Below are 17,570 nucleotides of genomic sequence, written 5' to 3'. Positions count from 1 at the left end.
GCGCTTCAGGTTATTGTTTGAGCATGATCTTTTCGGAAAACCGCTGCACACTTTTCCGGATCATGCTTTAATTCCCGTTGACGCGAAAGCGCAGCGGCTTGGGACCTGTGAGCATGAGGACGTCACCCTGGCGCTTCCAGGTCTCGACGCTGCCGAGTGCGGCGACGAGCTCGTCATCGGCCTGCGCCTTTGCAGGCGGACAGGAACGGTCCTGGATCTGGGTGGGGACGAAGATCACGGTGTTGCCGGCAACCGAGAACTGGCCCTTGCCGCCCTTGCACCAGAGCTCCAGCACGACCTCCCCATTGTCGCCGATCTCGATGTTCGGAATCCGTTTCGAGCCTGCCTGCGGCAACGCCTCCAGCGTCATCTCGGTGCCGAAGGGAAACCCCTCCTCGGCACGCGCGAGCGTGGACATCGCGAGCATTGCAACCACAGCGCACACCAATCGCAGAAGCGAAACCATGAGACCTCTCGAGCGACCTGATTTGCGGCACCTTCTATAGGACAGCCGTGCCGTTGAGAAGGTTCGCGGCCGACGCAAACATCCCCGCGGGGATGAACCTCGCGGGGATTTGTCGAAGCGCGACGCTGACGGCTACTTCAGGACCAGCGCCGTGAACGGCCAGACATAGGCCTGCAGCGTCACGAGCACGCCGACCAAGCAGGCCAGCACGATCGAGTGCCAGAACACGAAGCGCAGAATCGAGCCCTCGTGGCCGTACCACCGCGTCGCGGTGGAGGCGACCACGATCGACTGCGCGTCGATCATCTTGCCCATCACGCCGCCGGAGGAGTTCGCCGCCGCCATCAGCACCGGCGACAGGCCGATCTGCTCGGAGGTGATCTTCTGCAAATTGCCGAACAGGATGTTCGAGGCGGTATCGGATCCCGTCAGCGCCACGCCCAACCAACCGAGCAGCGTGCCGAAGAAGGGATAGAGCACACCGGTCGCCGCGAAGGCGAGACCGAGCGTCGCGTCGACACCCGAGAGGCGGGTGAGCGTGCCGATCGCGAGCATCGCCGAAATGGTGATCAGCGAGATCGCGCACAGCCGGATCGTGCGGCCGTACTCGACCAGCAGGCGTCCCGGCCCAACCCCCATCAGCAAGCCGGAGATGATCGCCGCGATCAGCATGCCGGTGCCGGTGAACGAGAGATAGGTGAACGCGAACACCGCGCCCTCCGGCGTCGGCTTGGCGGCCACAGGCGGCATCTTGTTGATCATCTGGTGCAGATCGGGAACGGGGTAGTTCCAGGTGAAGACCGAGTTCGCCCAGGTCTTGAATGCGCCGTTGCCCCAGATCAGCATCACGATACAGACGATGATCCAGGGCAAAAGCGCGCTCCACAGCTCGGACTGGGTCAGCGGCGTCTTGTCCAACGGCGTTGTCTTTTCCATCTGCGCGGCCGATTCGTCGTGGCCGCGCAGCTCCGGCGACAACCAGAGCTGCCGCGGCTGCCACACTTTCAGGAACAGGATGAGCGCGCCCATCGAGATCAGCGACGCCCCGATGTCGACGATCCAGGGATTGACGTAGTTCGAAATCACATACTGGGGAATCGCGAATGACACGCCGGTGACGAGAATCGCCGGCCAGACATCCTTCATGCCCCGCCAGCCCGCGAACGCCCAGACCACCCAGAACGGCACGATCAGCGAGAAGAACGGCAATTGCCGGCCGACCATCGCGCCCAGGATGTAGGGATCGAGCCCGGTGACGGAAGCAAGTCCCTGGATTGGCGTGCCCAGCGCGCCATAGGCGACCGGCGCCGTGTTGGCGATCAGCGACAGGCCGGAGGCTGCGAGCGGCGAGAAGCCCAGCCCGATCAGCACCGCGCCAGTGATCGCGACCGGCGTGCCGAAGCCCGAGGCGCCTTCAAAGAAGGCGCCGAACGAGAACGCGACCAGCAAGAGCTGTAGGCGCCGGTCCTCGGTGACACCGCCGATGGCGCGCTTGAGCAATTCAAAGCGCCCGGTGCTCACCGTGACCTGGTAGAGGAAGATGACGTTGAGGACGATCCAGCCGATGGGAAAGAAGCCGGTGACGATGCCGAGCGCCGAGGCGCGGATCGACATGCCCGCCGGCATGGTGAAGATCAAGATCGCGATCAGGTTGGTGATGATCACGGCGATCACGGCCGCGATGTGCGCTTTCACGCGCCCGCTCGCGATCATGACCAGGAGCGAGACGACCGGAACGGCTGCCGCGACGGTCGACAGTGCCGCATTGTTCAGCGGATTGTAGATTTGATTCCACATGGCTTCCTCCCCCACGCCTGTTTGCGGCAGGCGGCCCGCGTGGAGAGCCGGTCCTGCTTGACGCTGGAAGCGATAACCCCCGAGTTGGACGCGAATTCCTCGCGAATGAAGCGGTTCCCGTCCGCTCACAAGCTCGCGAAGTCCGAATGCCCCCGCCCCGCGCCGTCAACGTCCATGCTAGGGTCGCCGGCCGGGACAACGCAAATTGCACAACTTGCGACTTTAGTCTAAGCGCGCTTGTTTCTGCCGTTGCTACAGGCAGTTGCGCATACCCCCGAGGAGACCCCGCTCTGTGAAGAACATCAGCGCCACGCTCGCGATCGTCTGGCGAATCGCAGCCCCCTATTTCCGATCCGAGGACAAATGGGCCGGCCGCGGCCTGCTCGCCGCCGTGGTCGCGATGGAGCTGGCGCTGGTCGCGATCGACGTGCTGGTGAACCAATGGCAGAACCGGTTCTACAGCGCGCTCCAGACCAGCGACTGGGACAACTTCGTGCGGGAGATCTGGATCTTCATCGCGCTCGCGTTCACCTATATCGCGCTGGCCGTCTACAAGCTTTACCTGAACCAGTGGCTCCAGATTCGCTGGCGGCAATGGCTCACTCGGCATTATCTCGGTGAATGGCTCGGGGGCGCCACGCATTACCGCATGCAGCTCAAGGGCGATGCGGCCGACAACCCGGACCAGCGCATCACCGAGGACGTCAAGAACTTCGTCGAGCAGACCCTGACCATCGGGCTCGGCCTGCTCTCGTCGATCGTGACGCTGTTCTCCTTCGTGATCATCCTTTGGGGCCTTTCCAACGCCGCGCCGCTGCGCCTGTTCGGCACCGATCTCATGATCCCAGGCTATCTGTGCTGGGGCGCATTGATCTACGCGATCTTCGGCACCGCGCTGACGCACTGGATCGGCGCACCGCTGGTCAACCTCAATTTCGAGCAGCAACGTTACGAAGCCGACTTCCGCTTCAACCTGGTCCGCGTCCGCGAGAATTCCGAGCAGATCGCGCTGCTCAGGGGAGAAGGCGCCGAACGCGCCCGCCTGCTCGATCGCTTCGGTTTCGTGATCGCCAACTGGTACGGCATCATGAGCCGGACCAAACGCCTCACCGCGTTCACGGCCAGCTACCAGCAGGCCGCAGTGATCTTTCCCTACGTGCTGGTGGCGCCGGCCTTCTTCGCCAAGAAGATCCAGCTCGGCGACATGATGCAGACCGCATCCGCCTTCTCCAGCGTCCAGGGCGCATTGTCGTTCTTCGTCACGGCCTACCGGTCGCTGGCGGAGTGGCGCTCGATCGTTGCGCGCCTCGATGGCTTCGAGATGTCGGTCGAATCGGCGGCGAATTTGCCGGCACGTGAGCCTGCCATCGCCCTGGAGGTCGCCGGCGGCCGTCATATCGACCTCGAGCAGCTCTGCGTTAACCTGCCCAACGGCACGCCGCTGGTGGCCGCCAAGGCCTTCACGATTCAGTCCCCGGAGCGCGTGTTGGTGACCGGACCGTCGGGCTCCGGCAAGTCCACGCTGTTCCGGGCCATCGCCGGCATTTGGCCGTTCGGTACCGGCACGGTTGTCATTCCGGCGAAGGCAAAACTGATGATGCTACCGCAACGGCCCTATTTTCCGGTCGGCGTGCTGCGCGATGCCGTTGTCTATCCGGCAGCGCCCGGCGCGTTCAGCGCGGCGCAAGTGCACGACGCGCTGATCGCGGTCGGGCTGCCTGACCTCGCCGGACGGCTCGACGAGGACGGTCACTGGAACCGGATGCTGTCGCTCGGCGAGCAGCAGCGCCTGGGGCTTGCGCGCGCACTGCTGCATGCGCCGGACTATCTGTTCCTGGACGAGGCGACTGCCTCGCTGGATGAGCCGTCGGAGGCCCGGCTGTACCGGCTCCTGGCGGAGAAGCTGCCGCAGGCCACCATCGTCTCGATCGGCCACCGCTCGACGCTCGACGCCTTCCACACGCGGAAGGTGGCCTTGGTGAAGGACGGTGCGATCCACGTTGTCGGCAGGGGCCGTGAACCGGTCGAGGCGGAGCCGACCGTCGCGCCCTGAGGCGCAAAGGGACGTGGCGCCCCTCGGTCAGCGCCACCGAAGGTCCAGCTGCCTCCTCTCGTGTCCCGGACAGGCCGCAAGGCCCTTCAGCGTTGCGGCGCAGCGCCGGCACCCAGATGTCGTACTCCAGTCGCACTCCAGAAGGATGGGCCCCGGCTCTGCAGCACCGCTGAAGCAGCGCTGCGTCCGGGCCAGGAGAACGAGACGCGGTTCACATCCACAAATCCACACTGCAAACGCAATCCGGAGTGCGAGGCGTCAGCGTCGATCTTCAGCCCCACACGTCGCGCTCTCGCGCAGCGGTCGAGCATCCCTCTCACCAGCCCCAAAAGCAAAAGGGCGGCAGATCGCTCTGCCGCCCTCCTCAAGTCGTCTCGGTCAGAAGACTTACTTCAGATTGCTCATCGCCGTCAGGTCGAATGAGAGCTTGGCGACGCCGGCCGCGCTGCACCAGTTGGAGCCGAAGCCGCCCGGGTTGATCGGGGTGAAGCTGCCGTCGAACTTCGCGGTGTAGTCGCTGGTGAAGGCGTTGCAATCGCCCTTCTTCAGGTCGGTGTCGTAGTAGCGCAGATCGAGCGTGAACACCTTGTAGGTGAAGCCGACGCCGACGTTCCAGGTGTTGTAGCTCGGCTCCTTGATGCCGTTCGCGTACACCGGATCGCCCGCGATGCCGTAGAAGATGTCGGAGGTGCCGAGCCACTGCCGGCCGAACTCACCCGACACGTACATGCCGACGCCGCTGGCACCGAAGATCGTGCTCGGCGCGGTCCACTTGGCGGTGATCGAAGCGTAGTTGCCCCAGGCACCAAGGTTGAGGAAGTTTGGCGAGTAGTACTCGTTAAAGCCGACCGTCCACTGGTCGTTGATGTTGATGTTCAGCTTGGCATAGGCCTCGAAGAAGCTCGCGTCCTTCTTGGCGAAATTGCCGTTGATCGGAAGGCCGATAGCGCCCTGAGAGTAATCGATGTCGGTGCCGCAATTGCCCTGGGCGAGGGTGCCCTGCGAGCCGAAGCAGCTTCCGCCAGGATAGAGATAGCCCCACACACCGAAGTCGAAGGCGAACATGCCGAAGGTCGGGCGGATACCGCCGTAGATGTCGACTTCGGCCGCGGCGCGGTTCGGGAACGAGATGCTCTCCGCGGACGCACCGATGTAGAGCTGCAGGTCTTTGTTGACGTTGTAGCGCGGCTCGAAATAGGCCGTGACCGACGGATTATGGTTGGACTGCGTAACGCCGCGGAAGATGTAATCGCTCATGATGCCGGCGCCGAAGGCGATATCCCAGGGATCGAAGGCAGGCGGCGGCGGGGCTTTCAGCGCCTTCACGGGCAAGTCTGCCGCGAAAGCCGAACCCGTTACCATTGCCAGCGCCGTGGCCAACAAAGTCACTTTTTTCATTTCGATCCCCATCGCCAGTTCTTAGACCCCAGTCGGATCCCGGAAGCCCCCGGGGCGCTCGACCTGATTGCAAATTTCATCGCTGCGGCAATTTGGATTGGGGGACAGGAACCGTGAAGCAAAAAGCGCGGGCATCTGCCGACTTTTTAGGCGTTTTGACGATTCCACGAAAGGTTGTCAGCATGTGTGGCTTCTAGATCACATTATTTGCAGTCCGAGGTGCACAGAAGACCCGGGAAAGTCCGGGGATTCTCGGACAGCGTGATACCCAGGCCACGAATCAACCTGGCGCCGGGAGCGGTGCGACCAAACGCTGCCAGCGACGATGCAAAAGGACCGCAGCACATAGCGCCGCGGCCCTTCTGTTGCAGATTTCCAAGGGGCGACGAGAGCCCGAGGCCCTACCTCTGTCCCTCGGCCGACGCCGATTCCGCAGAAGACGAAGGCATCGCCCAGCTTGTCTCGGCGGCGGGCTCGGGAGCCGGAGCCTCTGCCGGTGCTGACGGCTTCGGAGCAGGCGCTGCCTTCGCCTTCTTCGGTGCCGCTTTCCTCGCGGCCTTCTTGGGAGCGGCTTTCTTGGCCGACTTTGCCGCAGCCTTCTTGGCGGCCTTCTTCGGGGCTGCCTTCTTGGCAGATTTCTTTGCAGCTTTCTTCGCAGTCTTTTTGGCAGACTTCTTGGCTGTCTTCTTCGCGGCCTTCTTCGCCGCTACAGCCTTTTTGGCCTTTTTGGCCTTCTTGCTTTTCTTCTTCTTCGCTTTCGCCATCGTGGTCCTCCTGTTGCCGCCGAACAATGGTCGATCGGGCCCCGTTGCGCCGTCACCTCCGGACGAAAGCTCAGCCTTTGAAGCTCAAGCTTGCGTGTTCAGTGCCGGCCGCGATCCGCCCGTAGCCCAATCGAGAAGCTCAATCGTGTGTACGACCGGAACTGACGTGCCACTGGCAATCTGCACCATGCAGCCGATATTGCCCGCGGCAATCATGTCCGGCTTGACGCTCGCGATGTTGGCGACCTTGCGATCGCGCAACCGACCCGCAAGCTCGGGCTGGAGAATGTTGTAGGTCCCCGCCGAGCCGCAACACAAATGGCTCTCGGGTACATCTTTCACCACGAATCCATTCTTGGAAAGCAATTCTTTCGGAAGGTCTGTGATTTTCTGCCCGTGCTGCAGCGAACACGCGGAGTGATAGGCGACGACGATGTTGTCCTGTCTCGCAGTCGTCGCGAGTCCGAGGCCGGCGACGTATTCGGTGATGTCCTTGGCGAGCGCCGACACCTTCGCCGCATCAGCCGCGAACGCGGTGTCCTCGCGCAGGAGATAGCCATAGTCCTTGATGACGGTGCCGCAGCCGGAGGCCGTCACCAGGATGGCGTCCAGCCCCTCGCCGGCTGCCTCCGCGCTCCACGCCGCGACGTTGGCGCGCGCTCGCGCCAGCGCATCCTCATCATTGCCGAGGTGATGGGTCAGCGCCCCGCAGCACTGCTCGTCCCGGACCAGGACGACCTCGATGCCATGGCGGGTGAGGAGGCTGATGGCGGCCTGGTTGATGCGCGGCGCCAGCACCTGCTGGGCGCAGCCCTGCAGCAGCGCCACACGTCCGCGCTTCTTGCCGAGCGGGGCGAATACGCTGCCCGCGGCAGGCCCCGCGGGCGGCAGCCGGTTCGGAGCCAGCGCCAGCATCGCCTTGATGCGTGGGATCAATCCGGCCGTCGCTGAAGGCCGGGGCGTCGGCAGCAAGACGCTGAGCGGACGGGCCAGCCGCGCCAGCCACATGCTGATGCGGAAGCGCTGCGGGTCCGGCAGGACCAAGGCCAGCATCTTGCGCAACAGCCGCTCGGCCAGCGCCCGCCGATAGCGCTGCTCGATCCGGACCCGGGCCTGGTCGACGAGATGCATGTAGTTCACGCCGGAGGGGCAGGTCGTCATGCAGGCAAGGCACGACAGGCAACGGTCGATATGCTTGACCACCTCGGCGGTCGGGGCCTGATCCTTCTCCAGCATCTCCTTGATCAGGTAGATGCGGCCACGCGGGCTGTCGAGCTCGTCGCCGAGCAGCACATAGGTCGGACAGGTTGCGGTGCAGAAGCCGCAATGGACGCAGGCGCGCAGGATCTTGTCGGCTTCCGCGATGTCGGGGTCGGCGAGCTGCGCGAGTGAGAATTCGGTCTTCATTCAGCCAGCGCTCCGCGTGAGCCGCCCCCGGTTGAGAATGGTCTTCGGATCGAAGCTGGCGCGCACCCGCTCGCTCAGCGCGGCAATGCCCGGCGCCTGTGGGTGGAACACATCGACATCGCGCCTGACCTGCTCGGCGGCCCGGATCAGCGTGGCATGTCCCCCAACCGCATTCGCGCGCGCACGGACGACCGGTGCATGCGCGTCCGGCTTCGGCGGCAATGCCGCCCAGATCAGGCCGCCGCCCCAATCGTAGATCAAATCGCCGCCCGTCTGGCGCGCCAATTCGATCCCGAGTGCCGCGCCCGAGGCCGGCGGACAGACGATCCGCCACACCGGCCAGGCGCCGAGCGCACCGCCGGCCGCGAAGGGCAGCACATCGCGGATCGCGCCCCACAGCGCGGCAGATGCCGCATCCTCGATCAGCGTCGCGATTCCAAACGGCGCCAGCAATTCGCGCAGCGAGCCGGCGCGGTGCGCGGCAGATGCGGTGATGCCCTCGAGCCGCAGCACGGTCAGCGCCTCGCCCTGGCCCACGATGTCGCCCAGCCCCTCGGTCTCGGCCCGGAGTGCCGATTTCGGCAGATGCGCGGCACCGGAGACGTCGAAGGGTGAGCCAAGGGCCGCAGTCATGGCCTTGTTGGCGGCGGCATCCTCTAACCCGCGCAGCAACAGCGTCCGCTCCGCCTCCGGCTTCGGCATCACCTTGAGCGTGACCTCGGTCATCACCGACAGCGTGCCCCACGACCCCGCGAGGAGCTTGCAGAGATCGTAGCCGGTGACGTTCTTCACCACCTTGCCGCCGGTCTTGAAGCTGTCGCCGAAGCCGGAGACGGCATGCGCCCCGAGCAGATGATCACGCGCCCCGCCCGCCCTGATCCGCCTTGGACCGGCGAGCCCGGCCGCGATCATGCCGCCGATGGTGCCTGACACCGGCGTGCCGAGCAGCGGCGCCGTGTTCATCGGCTCGAAGGCGAATTGCTGGTTCTTGGCATCGATCAGCGACAGCACGTCGGCAAGCGGCGCCCCGGCCTGGAGCGTGACGATCAGCTCGTTCGGCTCGTAGGAGGTGACGGCATTGAGCGCGGAGACGTCGAGCACGGCGTTGGTCGCCATGGCGTGGCCAATGCTGCGCTTGCTGCCATGACCGATGATCTCGAGCGGCTGCTCATTGGCAATCGCCGCGCGCACCACCTCTTCGACGTCTTTGGCGTCTCTGACCCTGAGCGTATCCACGGGAAGAGGCGGTAGCGAAATTCGCGCGGAAAATCAATTCGACGCATGAAGGGCACCGCCTCGGAGCATCGCGGCCGGAGCGCGGAGGAGCTTGCGGCGCAAGCGTCCCGAAGGATGAAGGCCGAGCTGCAACCGCCTTCGTGGTTCGACCGCTTCGCGGTCTCGTTACTTTCAAGATCTGGACCGTGCCGCATCGCGCCGCTTCCGCGCGATGTCGCACTTCGATCACTATCGAACCATTGCCATGCAAACTTCGCTACTGATCGAATGATCCTCTCTCCAATGGAGTTTTCGTCATGAACGAGCAGGCGACGAACCAGCAAACCTTCTACCAGGCGGTCAGCGGCGGCGGTCTTTTGGTCGTGGCGCAGTGGGAAGCGAAGCCCGAAGAGGCCAATCGTGTTGCCGAGATCCTGCGCGACTTCCTCCCGCAGGCGCAAAGCGAGCCGGGCGTAAAACTGTTCCTTATCGGCCGCGCCAAGGACAACGGGGCTCAATTCCTGTTCTACGAATTATTCCACGATGAAGCCGCCTTCAGGGCGCATCAGGACAGCCCGCATTTCAAGAGCCATATCGCAGGGCAGGCGCTGGCCTTGCTGGCCAAGCGTGAGCGTACGCAATACGAGCTGATATGAGGCTCCATGAACGGCACGAAGCGCGGTTACTGACGACCAACCCGGAATCGATACAAGCAGGAGCCGCCGGGGTCTCCCGGGCGGCTCCTTTTGACCTTGGACGATCAGAATGCGGCGAGGTTGGTTGCGAACGTTGGCGGCCCGCCCGTTTACGCCCGCCGCATGATCGGCTCGCTCAGAATCGGGGAATATCCGGAAATGCCAGCTTGCCCGCATGGACATGCATGCGGCCGAGCTCGGCGCAGCGGTGCAGGGTCGGAAATACTTTCCCGGGATTGAGCAGTCCCTGGGCGTCGAAGGCGCATTTCAACCGCTGCTGCTGGTTGAGATCGATCTCGCTGAACATGTCGCCCATCAGATCGCGCTTCTCGATACCGACGCCGTGCTCACCGGTGAGCACACCGCCAAACTCGACGCAGGCACGCAGGATGTCGGCTCCGAACGCTTCGGCGCGCTCGATCTCGCCGGGCTTGTTGGCATCATAGAGGATCAGCGGATGCAGATTGCCGTCGCCGGCGTGGAACACGTTGGCGCAGCCAAGCTGGTATTTTTCCGAGAGCTCGCGGATACGGGCGAGCGCCTTCGGCAGCGCGCCGCGGGGAATCGTCCCGTCCATGCAGAGATAGTCGGGCGAGATGCGGCCCACGGCCGGAAAGGCGGCCTTGCGACCGGCCCAGAACAGATTGCGCTCGGCCTCCGAGGTCGAGATCTGGCAGGTGGTCGAGCCGCAGGCATTGGCGATGGCCTCGACGCGCGTGATCAGCTCGTCGACCTCGATCTTGGGCCCGTCGAGCTCGATGATGAGGAGCGCTTCGACGTCGAGGGGATAGCCGGCGTGGACGAAGGCCTCTGCGGCGTGGATCGCGGGCTTGTCCATCATCTCCATGCCGCCGGGGATGATGCCGGCGCCGATGATGCGCGCCACGCACTCGCCGGCCGCCTCGACTTGGGCGAAGCCGACCATCAGCGCGCGAGCGGTCTCAGGCTTTTGCAGAATCCGCACCGTGATCTCGGTGATGACGCCGAGCAGGCCTTCCGAGCCGGTGATGACGCCCATGAGGTCATAGCCTGGGTTCTCCGCCGACTTGCCGCCGATGCGCAGGATCTCGCCGCTCATCAGCACGATCTCACAACCGAGCACGTTGTTGGTGGTCATGCCGTATTTCAGGCAATGCACCCCGCCGGAATTCTCGGCGACATTGCCGCCGATCGAGCAGGCGATCTGCGAGGACGGATCGGGCGCGTAGTAGAAGCCGGCATGCGCAACCGCCTGGCTGATCGCGAGGTTGGTGACGCCGGGCTCGGTGACGACGACGCGGTTGTCGAAATCGATCTCGCGGATGCGCTTGAACTTGCCGAGCCCGAGCAGCACGCCGTCTTCGAGCGGCAACGCGCCGCCGGACAAAGAGGTGCCGGAGCCGCGCGGCACCACCTTGATACCCTGCGCGGCACAATATTTCAGGATGAGCGAGACCTGCTCGGTCGTATCCGGCAGCACCACGACCATCGGCGGCTGCCGGTAGGCGGTCAGCCCGTCGGATTCGTAGGCCCGCATCTCGGCGGCACTGTCGATCACGCCCTCGCCCGGCACGATTGCGCGCAGCGCAGCAATGATCTCCGCGCGGCGCGCCAGCACCGCCTGGTCGCTCGCAGGCATCATGATGGCCATTGACATATCCTTCCGGCTCGCGCCGCATGATCCCAATTTGTCGCGGCAAATCAACCACGTCCGCGCTTGTTTGGGTAGGCCATCCGAAAGTCGGAGCGAGGATCTGAAGCGAGTTCGCTCTGGGACAAGCAGGAAACCGTGAAACCTGTCATGGTTTGGCGGCTTGTCCAAGCCGAGCAGGCCTGCCAAAAGCGGCGGGCCGGCGATTGTCGATCAGACAAGAGACTGACCAGACCCACCAGGGAAGAGACGAAGAGCACCCGATGACAAAACTGACTTTTGGCGCACTGACGATCCTCACCGTGATTGCCACCGCACCCGCCGCGATGGCGCAGGATGTCGCGGCCGGCAAGACATCGTTCAACAAGTGCCTGGCCTGCCACGCGATCGGCGAAGGCGCCAAGAACAAGGTCGGCCCCGAGCTCAACGGCCTCAACGGCCGCAAGTCGGGCACGGCTCCGGACTACAATTATTCGGATGCGAACAAGAATTCCGGCATCACCTGGGACGAGGCCACGTTCAAGGAATACATCAAGGACCCCAAGGCCAAGATCCCCGGCACCAAGATGGCGTTCGCCGGCATCAAGAACGAGACCGAGATCAACAATCTCTGGGCCTATGTGTCGCAGTTCGACAAGGACGGGAAGATCAAGCAGTAAGCGCGCGAACGGCGGCCGCTGGAGTTTCGCTCGAAAACGCTTTAATCGGCGGCCGCCTGCGCCGGAACGATCTTGCCGATCATCGTCTCGATCTCTGACTTCACGAGATCTGGTACGGCAATCTGCACCATGTGCCCGAGGTCGGGCAGCACGATCAACCTCGCATTCGGCACCGCCGCGGCGAATGGGCGCGCGTGGATGCTGGTTTTCACCGTCTTGTCGGGCTCGCCGGCGATGATCGTCACCGGCACGGAAATGTCGCCATAGCGCGCAACTTGCGCGGCGACGGACTGTTTCAGAGTCACCAGATCATAGGCATTGGCGATGAACTCGCGGGGACGCAGCAAGAGCGGCGTCGCGGAATCCTTGACGAAGCCATCCGGCATGATTTGCGGCAGAAAGACGTTGCGCGCGCCGGATTCAGCGAGGACGTAGCCGAGCGGCAGCGTGATGGTGTAGGCGAGCAGCGGACCGATCACGGGCGTTGCGATGATCTCGTTGTAGCGCCCGACACCACCGCGCCAGGGATGCGTGACCGGCGCGAGCATCACGAGACCGGCAACGCGGTGCGGGTGATCGAGCGCGATCCGCGCCCCGAGCGCGCCGCTCCAGGAATGCACCACGAAAACCGCGCGATCGATCCCGAGCTTGTGAAGCGCCTCATCGATCATCCGCGCCTGGATCTGCGGCGTCGAATCCTGCCGCCGCGCGCGCGTGCTCCAGCCATGGCCGGGGCGGTCGATCAGAATCACGCGATGATCCCGGGCGAGGATGTCACCGAGCGGCCGGCGCATCGCTTCGAGGTTGGAGCTTGCGCCGTGCAGCATCACGATCGGAAGACCCGGATCGCGCGGGCCGATATCGACGACATGGAGCGTCGCGCCGTCGACCTCGATCATCCGGCCCTGCGGTGGATGGGCGCGTTGCACGGCGACTATCCCCGCCTGGGTGACCAGCGCCAGCAGAACCAGCGCCGTCACGACTGACATCACGATCATGGGGAGAATCCGGGTGATCCTGGGCACAGGGCAGTTACGGGTCTGACGGGTGGCAGTTTCGCCGCCGGCTTGCCGCGCCTCCACCGAAACTGCCGGGCTGTGGATATGTGTACAATTGCCGAACCAAAAAACTCAATAAAATCAACAACGATCCGAGAGCGTACGCAAGCCCCGGAACAGCTTCATGCAGGCGTCATCGCTGCTTCCATATAATCGCCATGGTCGGTTCGGCCATCTAGGCGCGGGTGGGCGCCGATCCTCCTCGCAACTTCGGGCGATGCGGGAAAGACCGGCAGGATTTGTCCTGATTTGAACCGGAGAATTCCAATGAACTTCAGATCAAACGACACTGCGATCGACGAAATCGTCGCGAGCTGCAACGGCGATCTGCGCGGTGCCGTGCGGGCGCTGCTCCTGATCAACGAGCACCTCGAGACCGAGCTTGCAAAGGCTTACGCCGCAGCCGCCGACCGCAGCCTCGTCGAGCGCGGCAGCAACGTCCTGCATTGAGCGCAGGTTAGTCCGTCCCGTCCTCTTCCTTTTCTTCGTCGGGCGTGACTGCGGGGCAAGCGCGGATCGTCGAACGGGCAAGCTTGGCATCGGTCTTGGACTTGTAGGGACCGTCGCCGAACCAGATGTCGCCGATGATGACCGGATTGCTGGTCACGATGGTGCATTTGCCGGTGGCGCGGTTGCCGACCACCCAGAACAGTTCGTCGGCGAAGCTCACCGTCCCCGACGCGAGCAGCAATACAGCTGCGACCACCAAACCCTTCATGGCTTTCGCTCCTGCCATGCAGGTAGGCCTGTAACGGGCCTCGCAATAGTCCTCGCGGTGCAACGCCTGCGATCGTGGTTAATCCACGCCGGCGGCGATCGCTCAAGAAATGATCGAGTTATAGCTAGATGTCGCGGCCTTCGACCTTCTCGGTCAGCGCCTTGACCTGATCTGGAATCTTCTCGAGGTGCGGATTGACGGCGAGCGCCTTGCGGTAGGCATCGAGCGCGCGCTTATCGTCGCCGACCTCCTGCATGATCATGCCGAGGCCGGCGAGCGCGCCGAAATGGCGCGGCTCCCGGATCAGCACTTGCTGGATGTCCGCGAGGGAGCGGCCATAATCGTTCTGCATGTAATAGAGCGTCGCACGGCGGTTCCAGGCCTCGATGTAATCAGGCCTGAGCTTGATGACCGAATCCAGGAGCTTGATCGCGACGTCGATCTTCTTCGCGTCGACTGCGGTCTTGGCGCGGGACATCAGGAGCGCTGCCGTGTCGCTCGGGGTCTGGAGCCAGATCGCCCAGATCCGCGCCTCGACATGCTTGGCGCTGGCCTCATCGGGGGCCGCCTTCAGCGCGCCGAACAGGAAATCGAGATTCTTGCTGCGATCGACCTTGGGCAGCTTTGCAGGCGCTTCAGGCAGCTTCTTCTGCTTGGCCGGCGGCTCAACCTGCTGCGCCGAGGCCGGAGCGAGGCCGGCAGTTCCCAGCACAAGGGCCAGACACAGGGAGCACGCGAAAGGGAATCTGACTGCCATGGCGAAAGTCTAAACGCTCAAAGCCGCCCTTGCAAAGCAAAGGCGGCGTCAAACTCGTGTGAGGCCGTGGTCTTGCGGGCACGCGAGCGCCCGGCAGGGCGATATCAGCCCTGGCGCGCCTTGAAGCGGCGCTGCACCTTGTTGATCACATAGACCCGGCCCTTGCGGCGGACCAGGCGGTTGGCGCGATGGCGACCGCGCAGCGATTTCAGCGAGTTACGGACCTTCATGGCAGAATCCTGAACGTTCGAAAGGCCGTGTTCGGCACTACCGTTTCGGCACGCGCGAATGTGGCAAAATGAGATCTTTCCCGCCGGCGGACCGACCGCCCGGGACGGGGCGGTTCTTAAGGCATGGCAGGCGGTGATGTCAATGTTAACCGCCCGGTTCCGGCCCAGCAAAATGGTGAAAACAACCCCATGCACAGTAGAAGCGGCCGGATCGGCCCAATTTTATCGCCATGATCTCAAGGGGCTTCGACGACACCTTGCCAAATTCGTTATATCATATAATCAATTTGGCAACCCGTCGGGAGGAAACCAATGCCGAAGCTGAAGCTGCCCAATATCGACGATGTCGTCGCCATCGACATCCACACCCATGCCGAGGAGCCCTGCGGCTGCCATCCCGACGACGGCTATGACGATTTCCAGGCGCAGATGGCGGAATACTTCAAGTCGCCGAACAAGCATCCGCCGACCGTGCCCGAGACCGCGGCCTATTACCGCTCCAAGAACATCGCGGCCGTGATCTTCCCTGTCGATGCCGAGCGCGAGACCGGCTTCCGCCGCTACAACAATTACGAGATGCTGGAGGTCGCCTCCGAACATCTCGACGTCCTCATCCCCTTCGTCTCGATCGATCCGCACAAGGGCAAGCTCGGGGCGCGCGAGGCGCGCAAGCTGATCGAGGAATACGGCGTCCGCGGCTTCAAATTCCACCCGACCATGCAGGGCTTCTACGCCAACGACCGCATGGCCTATCCGCTCTATGAAGAGATCAACAATGGCGGTGCGATCGCGCTGTTCCACACCGGCCAGACCGGCGTCGGCTCGGGCATGCCGGGCGGCATGGGCATGCGGCTGAAATATTCCAACCCGATGTACATGGACGACGTCGCGGCCGATTTCCCCGACCTCAAGATCATCCTCGCCCACCCGTCCTTCCCCTGGCAGGAAGAGGCGCTGTCGGTCGCGACTCACAAGCCGAACGTCTACATCGACCTCTCGGGCTGGTCGCCAAAGTATTTCCCGCCGATCCTGGTGCGCTACATCAACTCGATCCTGCAGGACAAGATGCTGTTCGGCTCGGACTGGCCGGTGATCACGCCGGACCGCTGGCTGTCGGATTTTGCCAAGATCGACATCCGCGACGAAATCCGGCCGAAGGTGTTGAAGGCGAACGCGCGCAAGCTGCTGGGGATCTAGGCGCGTCCCCATCATCGCCGCGCATCGAGGGCTTCGGATGACCGAAGCCCTCGCGCTCAAAGTCTCAGACTTGCGCCAGGCCTCCATCGACGAAGATCTCGCCGCCGGTCATGTAGCTGCTATCCGAGGACGCCAGGAACGCGGCCACGGCCCCTGTCTCAGAGGGATCGCCCACACGCCCGATCGGCGTGGAGCTGCCAAGCGCATCGAACGCTTCCTCGCCCACAACCTCCAACGCCAGCTCCGTTTTAGTTGGCCCCGGTGACAGCACGTTGACGCGGATGCCCGTGCCGCGCAGGTCGAGCGCCCAGCTGCGCGCCAGATTGCGGATCGCCGCCTTGGTCGCGCTATAGATGCTGAACTGCGGCGTCCCCATCACGCCCGTGCTCGATCCGGTCAGGATGATCGACGATCCCTTGCGCATCAGCGGCAGGGCTTTCTGCACGGTGAACACCAACCCCCTCACATTGACGTCGAAGATCTGATCGTAATGCTCGGGCGTGATCTGGCCGAGCGGTGCAAAGGCTCCGGTCCCGGCATTGGCGAAGAGAACGTCGACGCTGCCTCGTTCGTCCCTGACGGCGGCATACAGCCGATCGAGGTCGGACAGATCCGTCACCGAGCCCCTGACTGCGCGCGCCGAGGGTCCTAGCTGCGCAACGGCGGCATCGAGCGGCTCCTGCCGCCGCCCGAAGAGGTAGACGAACGCGCCTTCGTCGACGAACCGCTTGGCGGCTCCGAGTCCGATGCCGCTTCCGCCGCCGGTCACCACCGCCGTCTTGCCTTGTAGTCTGCTCATGATGTGCTCCTTCATTGAGGTTGCACTGAGCTGGCGGCGTACCCACCTAACGACAAGTATGCACCTTTTGGTAAGTGCCCAAAAATGTCAGACCCGACCTCTTTGCCTGCGCGGCCTCCACTTCCTGTCCAGAACTGCACGCCAAATCTGCCCGGCTTCACGTGCGGCTTAGACGCGACCTTGCGGGTCGTCTCTGGCAAGTGGAAGCCGCTGATCCTGTACTTCCTCGCCCAGGGCGGGCCGACCCGCTACGGCGAGCTTCGACGATCCGTGCGCGATGTCAGCGACAAGATGCTGATCCAGCAGCTCAAGGAGCTGGAGGCCGATGGACTGGTGAAGCGGACGGACTACAAGGAGGTGCCGCCGCGGGTGGACTATAGCCTCACCACGTTAGGCCTCAGCCTGGCCGAGGCGCTGGTGCCGCTCTGCACGTGGGGCACGGAGCACATGGCGGAGGTCAGCCGGGTGTTCGCCGAGCGGGAGGGCTGGACGCGGCGAGGACATCAGCCGACCGGCTAGCTTGCGATGCTGTTCGTCCAGGTCTGCCCGTAGTGATGTTCTCTGTCTCGTATTTTGTTGGGATACGCGCGGCTCCTAGTAGGGCAAATCGCTTCTCCGATACTTTGGTTTTACGGCCGCACACGTGGCGCATATGTCGTCGTTCTTGCTTTGTGCAACCGCAGCGTATCTGGTCCTCACTAGATTTTACTGCGCCTCTCCCGAATTG

At 63.6% G+C, this 17,570-nt stretch carries 18 protein-coding genes; 6 read left to right on the top strand and 12 right to left on the bottom strand.

All coding sequences use genetic code 11. The features are described from left to right. Positions 1 to 67: 67 nt before the first annotated feature. Positions 68 to 466, bottom strand: a complete 399-nt coding sequence (locus P6U27_RS05120) for an META domain-containing protein (protein ID WP_129142606.1) — start codon at positions 464 to 466, stop codon at positions 68 to 70. Positions 467 to 598: 132 nt separating this feature from the next. After that, positions 599 to 2,263 carry an L-lactate permease gene (locus P6U27_RS05115; protein WP_129142607.1) on the bottom strand — a complete coding sequence of 555 codons (1,665 nt, stop codon included), beginning with the start codon at positions 2,261 to 2,263 and terminating at the stop codon, positions 599 to 601. A 292-nt stretch (positions 2,264 to 2,555) separates the two neighbouring features. On the opposite strand from P6U27_RS05115, the gene P6U27_RS05110 reads away from it, so the two are divergent. Beyond that, a complete protein-coding gene (locus tag P6U27_RS05110) occupies positions 2,556 to 4,316 on the top strand; it encodes an ABC transporter ATP-binding protein/permease (RefSeq protein ID WP_129142608.1) in 1,761 nt (586 codons plus the stop codon). 387 nt (positions 4,317 to 4,703) lie between these two features. Here the strand turns inward: P6U27_RS05110 and P6U27_RS05105 are convergent, their stop codons facing one another. From P6U27_RS05105 to P6U27_RS05090, 4 genes are all read right to left on the bottom strand, one after another. After that, positions 4,704 to 5,714, bottom strand: coding sequence for a TorF family putative porin (locus P6U27_RS05105; protein ID WP_122406381.1), 1,011 nt, complete (start codon positions 5,712 to 5,714; stop codon positions 4,704 to 4,706). A 401-nt stretch (positions 5,715 to 6,115) separates the two neighbouring features. Then, entirely contained in the window at positions 6,116 to 6,478 is a 363-nt protein-coding gene (locus tag P6U27_RS05100; protein WP_122400931.1) for a histone, read from the bottom strand. A gap of 84 nt (positions 6,479 to 6,562) precedes the next feature. Further along, on the bottom strand, positions 6,563 to 7,885 hold the full coding sequence (glcF, locus tag P6U27_RS05095; RefSeq protein ID WP_407193723.1) for a glycolate oxidase subunit GlcF: 1,323 nt from the start codon (positions 7,883 to 7,885) through the stop codon (positions 6,563 to 6,565). Next, positions 7,886 to 9,121, bottom strand: a complete 1,236-nt coding sequence (locus P6U27_RS05090; RefSeq protein WP_129142611.1) for an FAD-binding protein — start codon at positions 9,119 to 9,121, stop codon at positions 7,886 to 7,888. Between the two features lie 296 nt (positions 9,122 to 9,417). Here P6U27_RS05090 and P6U27_RS05085 point away from each other — a divergent pair, with 296 nt between their 5' ends. Beyond that, on the top strand, positions 9,418 to 9,756 hold the full coding sequence (locus P6U27_RS05085) for a putative quinol monooxygenase (RefSeq protein WP_129142612.1): 339 nt from the start codon (positions 9,418 to 9,420) through the stop codon (positions 9,754 to 9,756). 175 nt (positions 9,757 to 9,931) lie between these two features. Here the strand turns inward: P6U27_RS05085 and P6U27_RS05080 are convergent, their stop codons facing one another. After that, positions 9,932 to 11,425 carry an FAD-linked oxidase C-terminal domain-containing protein gene (locus P6U27_RS05080; RefSeq protein ID WP_122400928.1) on the bottom strand — a complete coding sequence of 498 codons (1,494 nt, stop codon included), beginning with the start codon at positions 11,423 to 11,425 and terminating at the stop codon, positions 9,932 to 9,934. 263 nt (positions 11,426 to 11,688) lie between these two features. On the opposite strand from P6U27_RS05080, the gene cycA reads away from it, so the two are divergent. After that, positions 11,689 to 12,084, top strand: coding sequence for a cytochrome c-550 CycA (gene cycA / locus P6U27_RS05075; protein WP_122400927.1), 396 nt, complete (start codon positions 11,689 to 11,691; stop codon positions 12,082 to 12,084). A 41-nt stretch (positions 12,085 to 12,125) separates the two neighbouring features. Here the strand turns inward: cycA and P6U27_RS05070 are convergent, their stop codons facing one another. After that, the gene (locus tag P6U27_RS05070; RefSeq protein WP_162500112.1) at positions 12,126 to 13,082 is read right to left on the bottom strand and encodes an alpha/beta fold hydrolase; all 957 of its coding nucleotides are present in this window, start codon (positions 13,080 to 13,082) and stop codon (positions 12,126 to 12,128) included. A gap of 327 nt (positions 13,083 to 13,409) precedes the next feature. On the opposite strand from P6U27_RS05070, the gene P6U27_RS05065 reads away from it, so the two are divergent. Then, entirely contained in the window at positions 13,410 to 13,592 is a 183-nt protein-coding gene (locus tag P6U27_RS05065) for a hypothetical protein (RefSeq protein WP_122400925.1), read from the top strand. Positions 13,593 to 13,599: 7 nt separating this feature from the next. Here P6U27_RS05065 and P6U27_RS05060 read toward each other — a convergent pair whose 3' ends face one another. The 3 genes from P6U27_RS05060 to ykgO all read right to left on the bottom strand — a co-directional run bounded on the left by P6U27_RS05060 (position 13,600) and on the right by ykgO (position 14,847). Beyond that, entirely contained in the window at positions 13,600 to 13,860 is a 261-nt protein-coding gene (locus P6U27_RS05060) for a hypothetical protein (RefSeq protein WP_129142614.1), read from the bottom strand. A gap of 124 nt (positions 13,861 to 13,984) precedes the next feature. Beyond that, positions 13,985 to 14,617, bottom strand: a complete 633-nt coding sequence (locus tag P6U27_RS05055; RefSeq protein ID WP_122400923.1) for a tetratricopeptide repeat protein — start codon at positions 14,615 to 14,617, stop codon at positions 13,985 to 13,987. A gap of 104 nt (positions 14,618 to 14,721) precedes the next feature. After that, positions 14,722 to 14,847 (bottom strand): type B 50S ribosomal protein L36, encoded by a 126-nt coding sequence (ykgO, locus tag P6U27_RS05050; protein ID WP_006611362.1) that lies wholly within the window; start codon positions 14,845 to 14,847, stop codon positions 14,722 to 14,724. Between the two features lie 312 nt (positions 14,848 to 15,159). Here ykgO and P6U27_RS05045 point away from each other — a divergent pair, with 312 nt between their 5' ends. Continuing rightward, a complete protein-coding gene (locus P6U27_RS05045) occupies positions 15,160 to 16,044 on the top strand; it encodes an amidohydrolase family protein (protein ID WP_028180449.1) in 885 nt (294 codons plus the stop codon). A gap of 64 nt (positions 16,045 to 16,108) precedes the next feature. Here P6U27_RS05045 and P6U27_RS05040 read toward each other — a convergent pair whose 3' ends face one another. Beyond that, the gene (locus P6U27_RS05040; protein ID WP_162500111.1) at positions 16,109 to 16,843 is read right to left on the bottom strand and encodes an SDR family NAD(P)-dependent oxidoreductase; all 735 of its coding nucleotides are present in this window, start codon (positions 16,841 to 16,843) and stop codon (positions 16,109 to 16,111) included. 180 nt (positions 16,844 to 17,023) lie between these two features. Between P6U27_RS05040 and P6U27_RS05035 the strand changes: the two genes are divergently transcribed. Beyond that, positions 17,024 to 17,362 carry a winged helix-turn-helix transcriptional regulator gene (locus P6U27_RS05035; RefSeq protein WP_376707267.1) on the top strand — a complete coding sequence of 113 codons (339 nt, stop codon included), beginning with the start codon at positions 17,024 to 17,026 and terminating at the stop codon, positions 17,360 to 17,362. Positions 17,363 to 17,570 lie beyond the last annotated feature (208 nt).

Source organism: Bradyrhizobium sp. STM 3566 (genome assembly GCF_045571445.1).
Taxonomy (GTDB): domain Bacteria; phylum Pseudomonadota; class Alphaproteobacteria; order Rhizobiales; family Xanthobacteraceae; genus Bradyrhizobium; species Bradyrhizobium vignae.
Note: the sequence above shows the minus strand (reverse complement) of the source record. Positions and strands in the feature narration are given on the sequence as shown.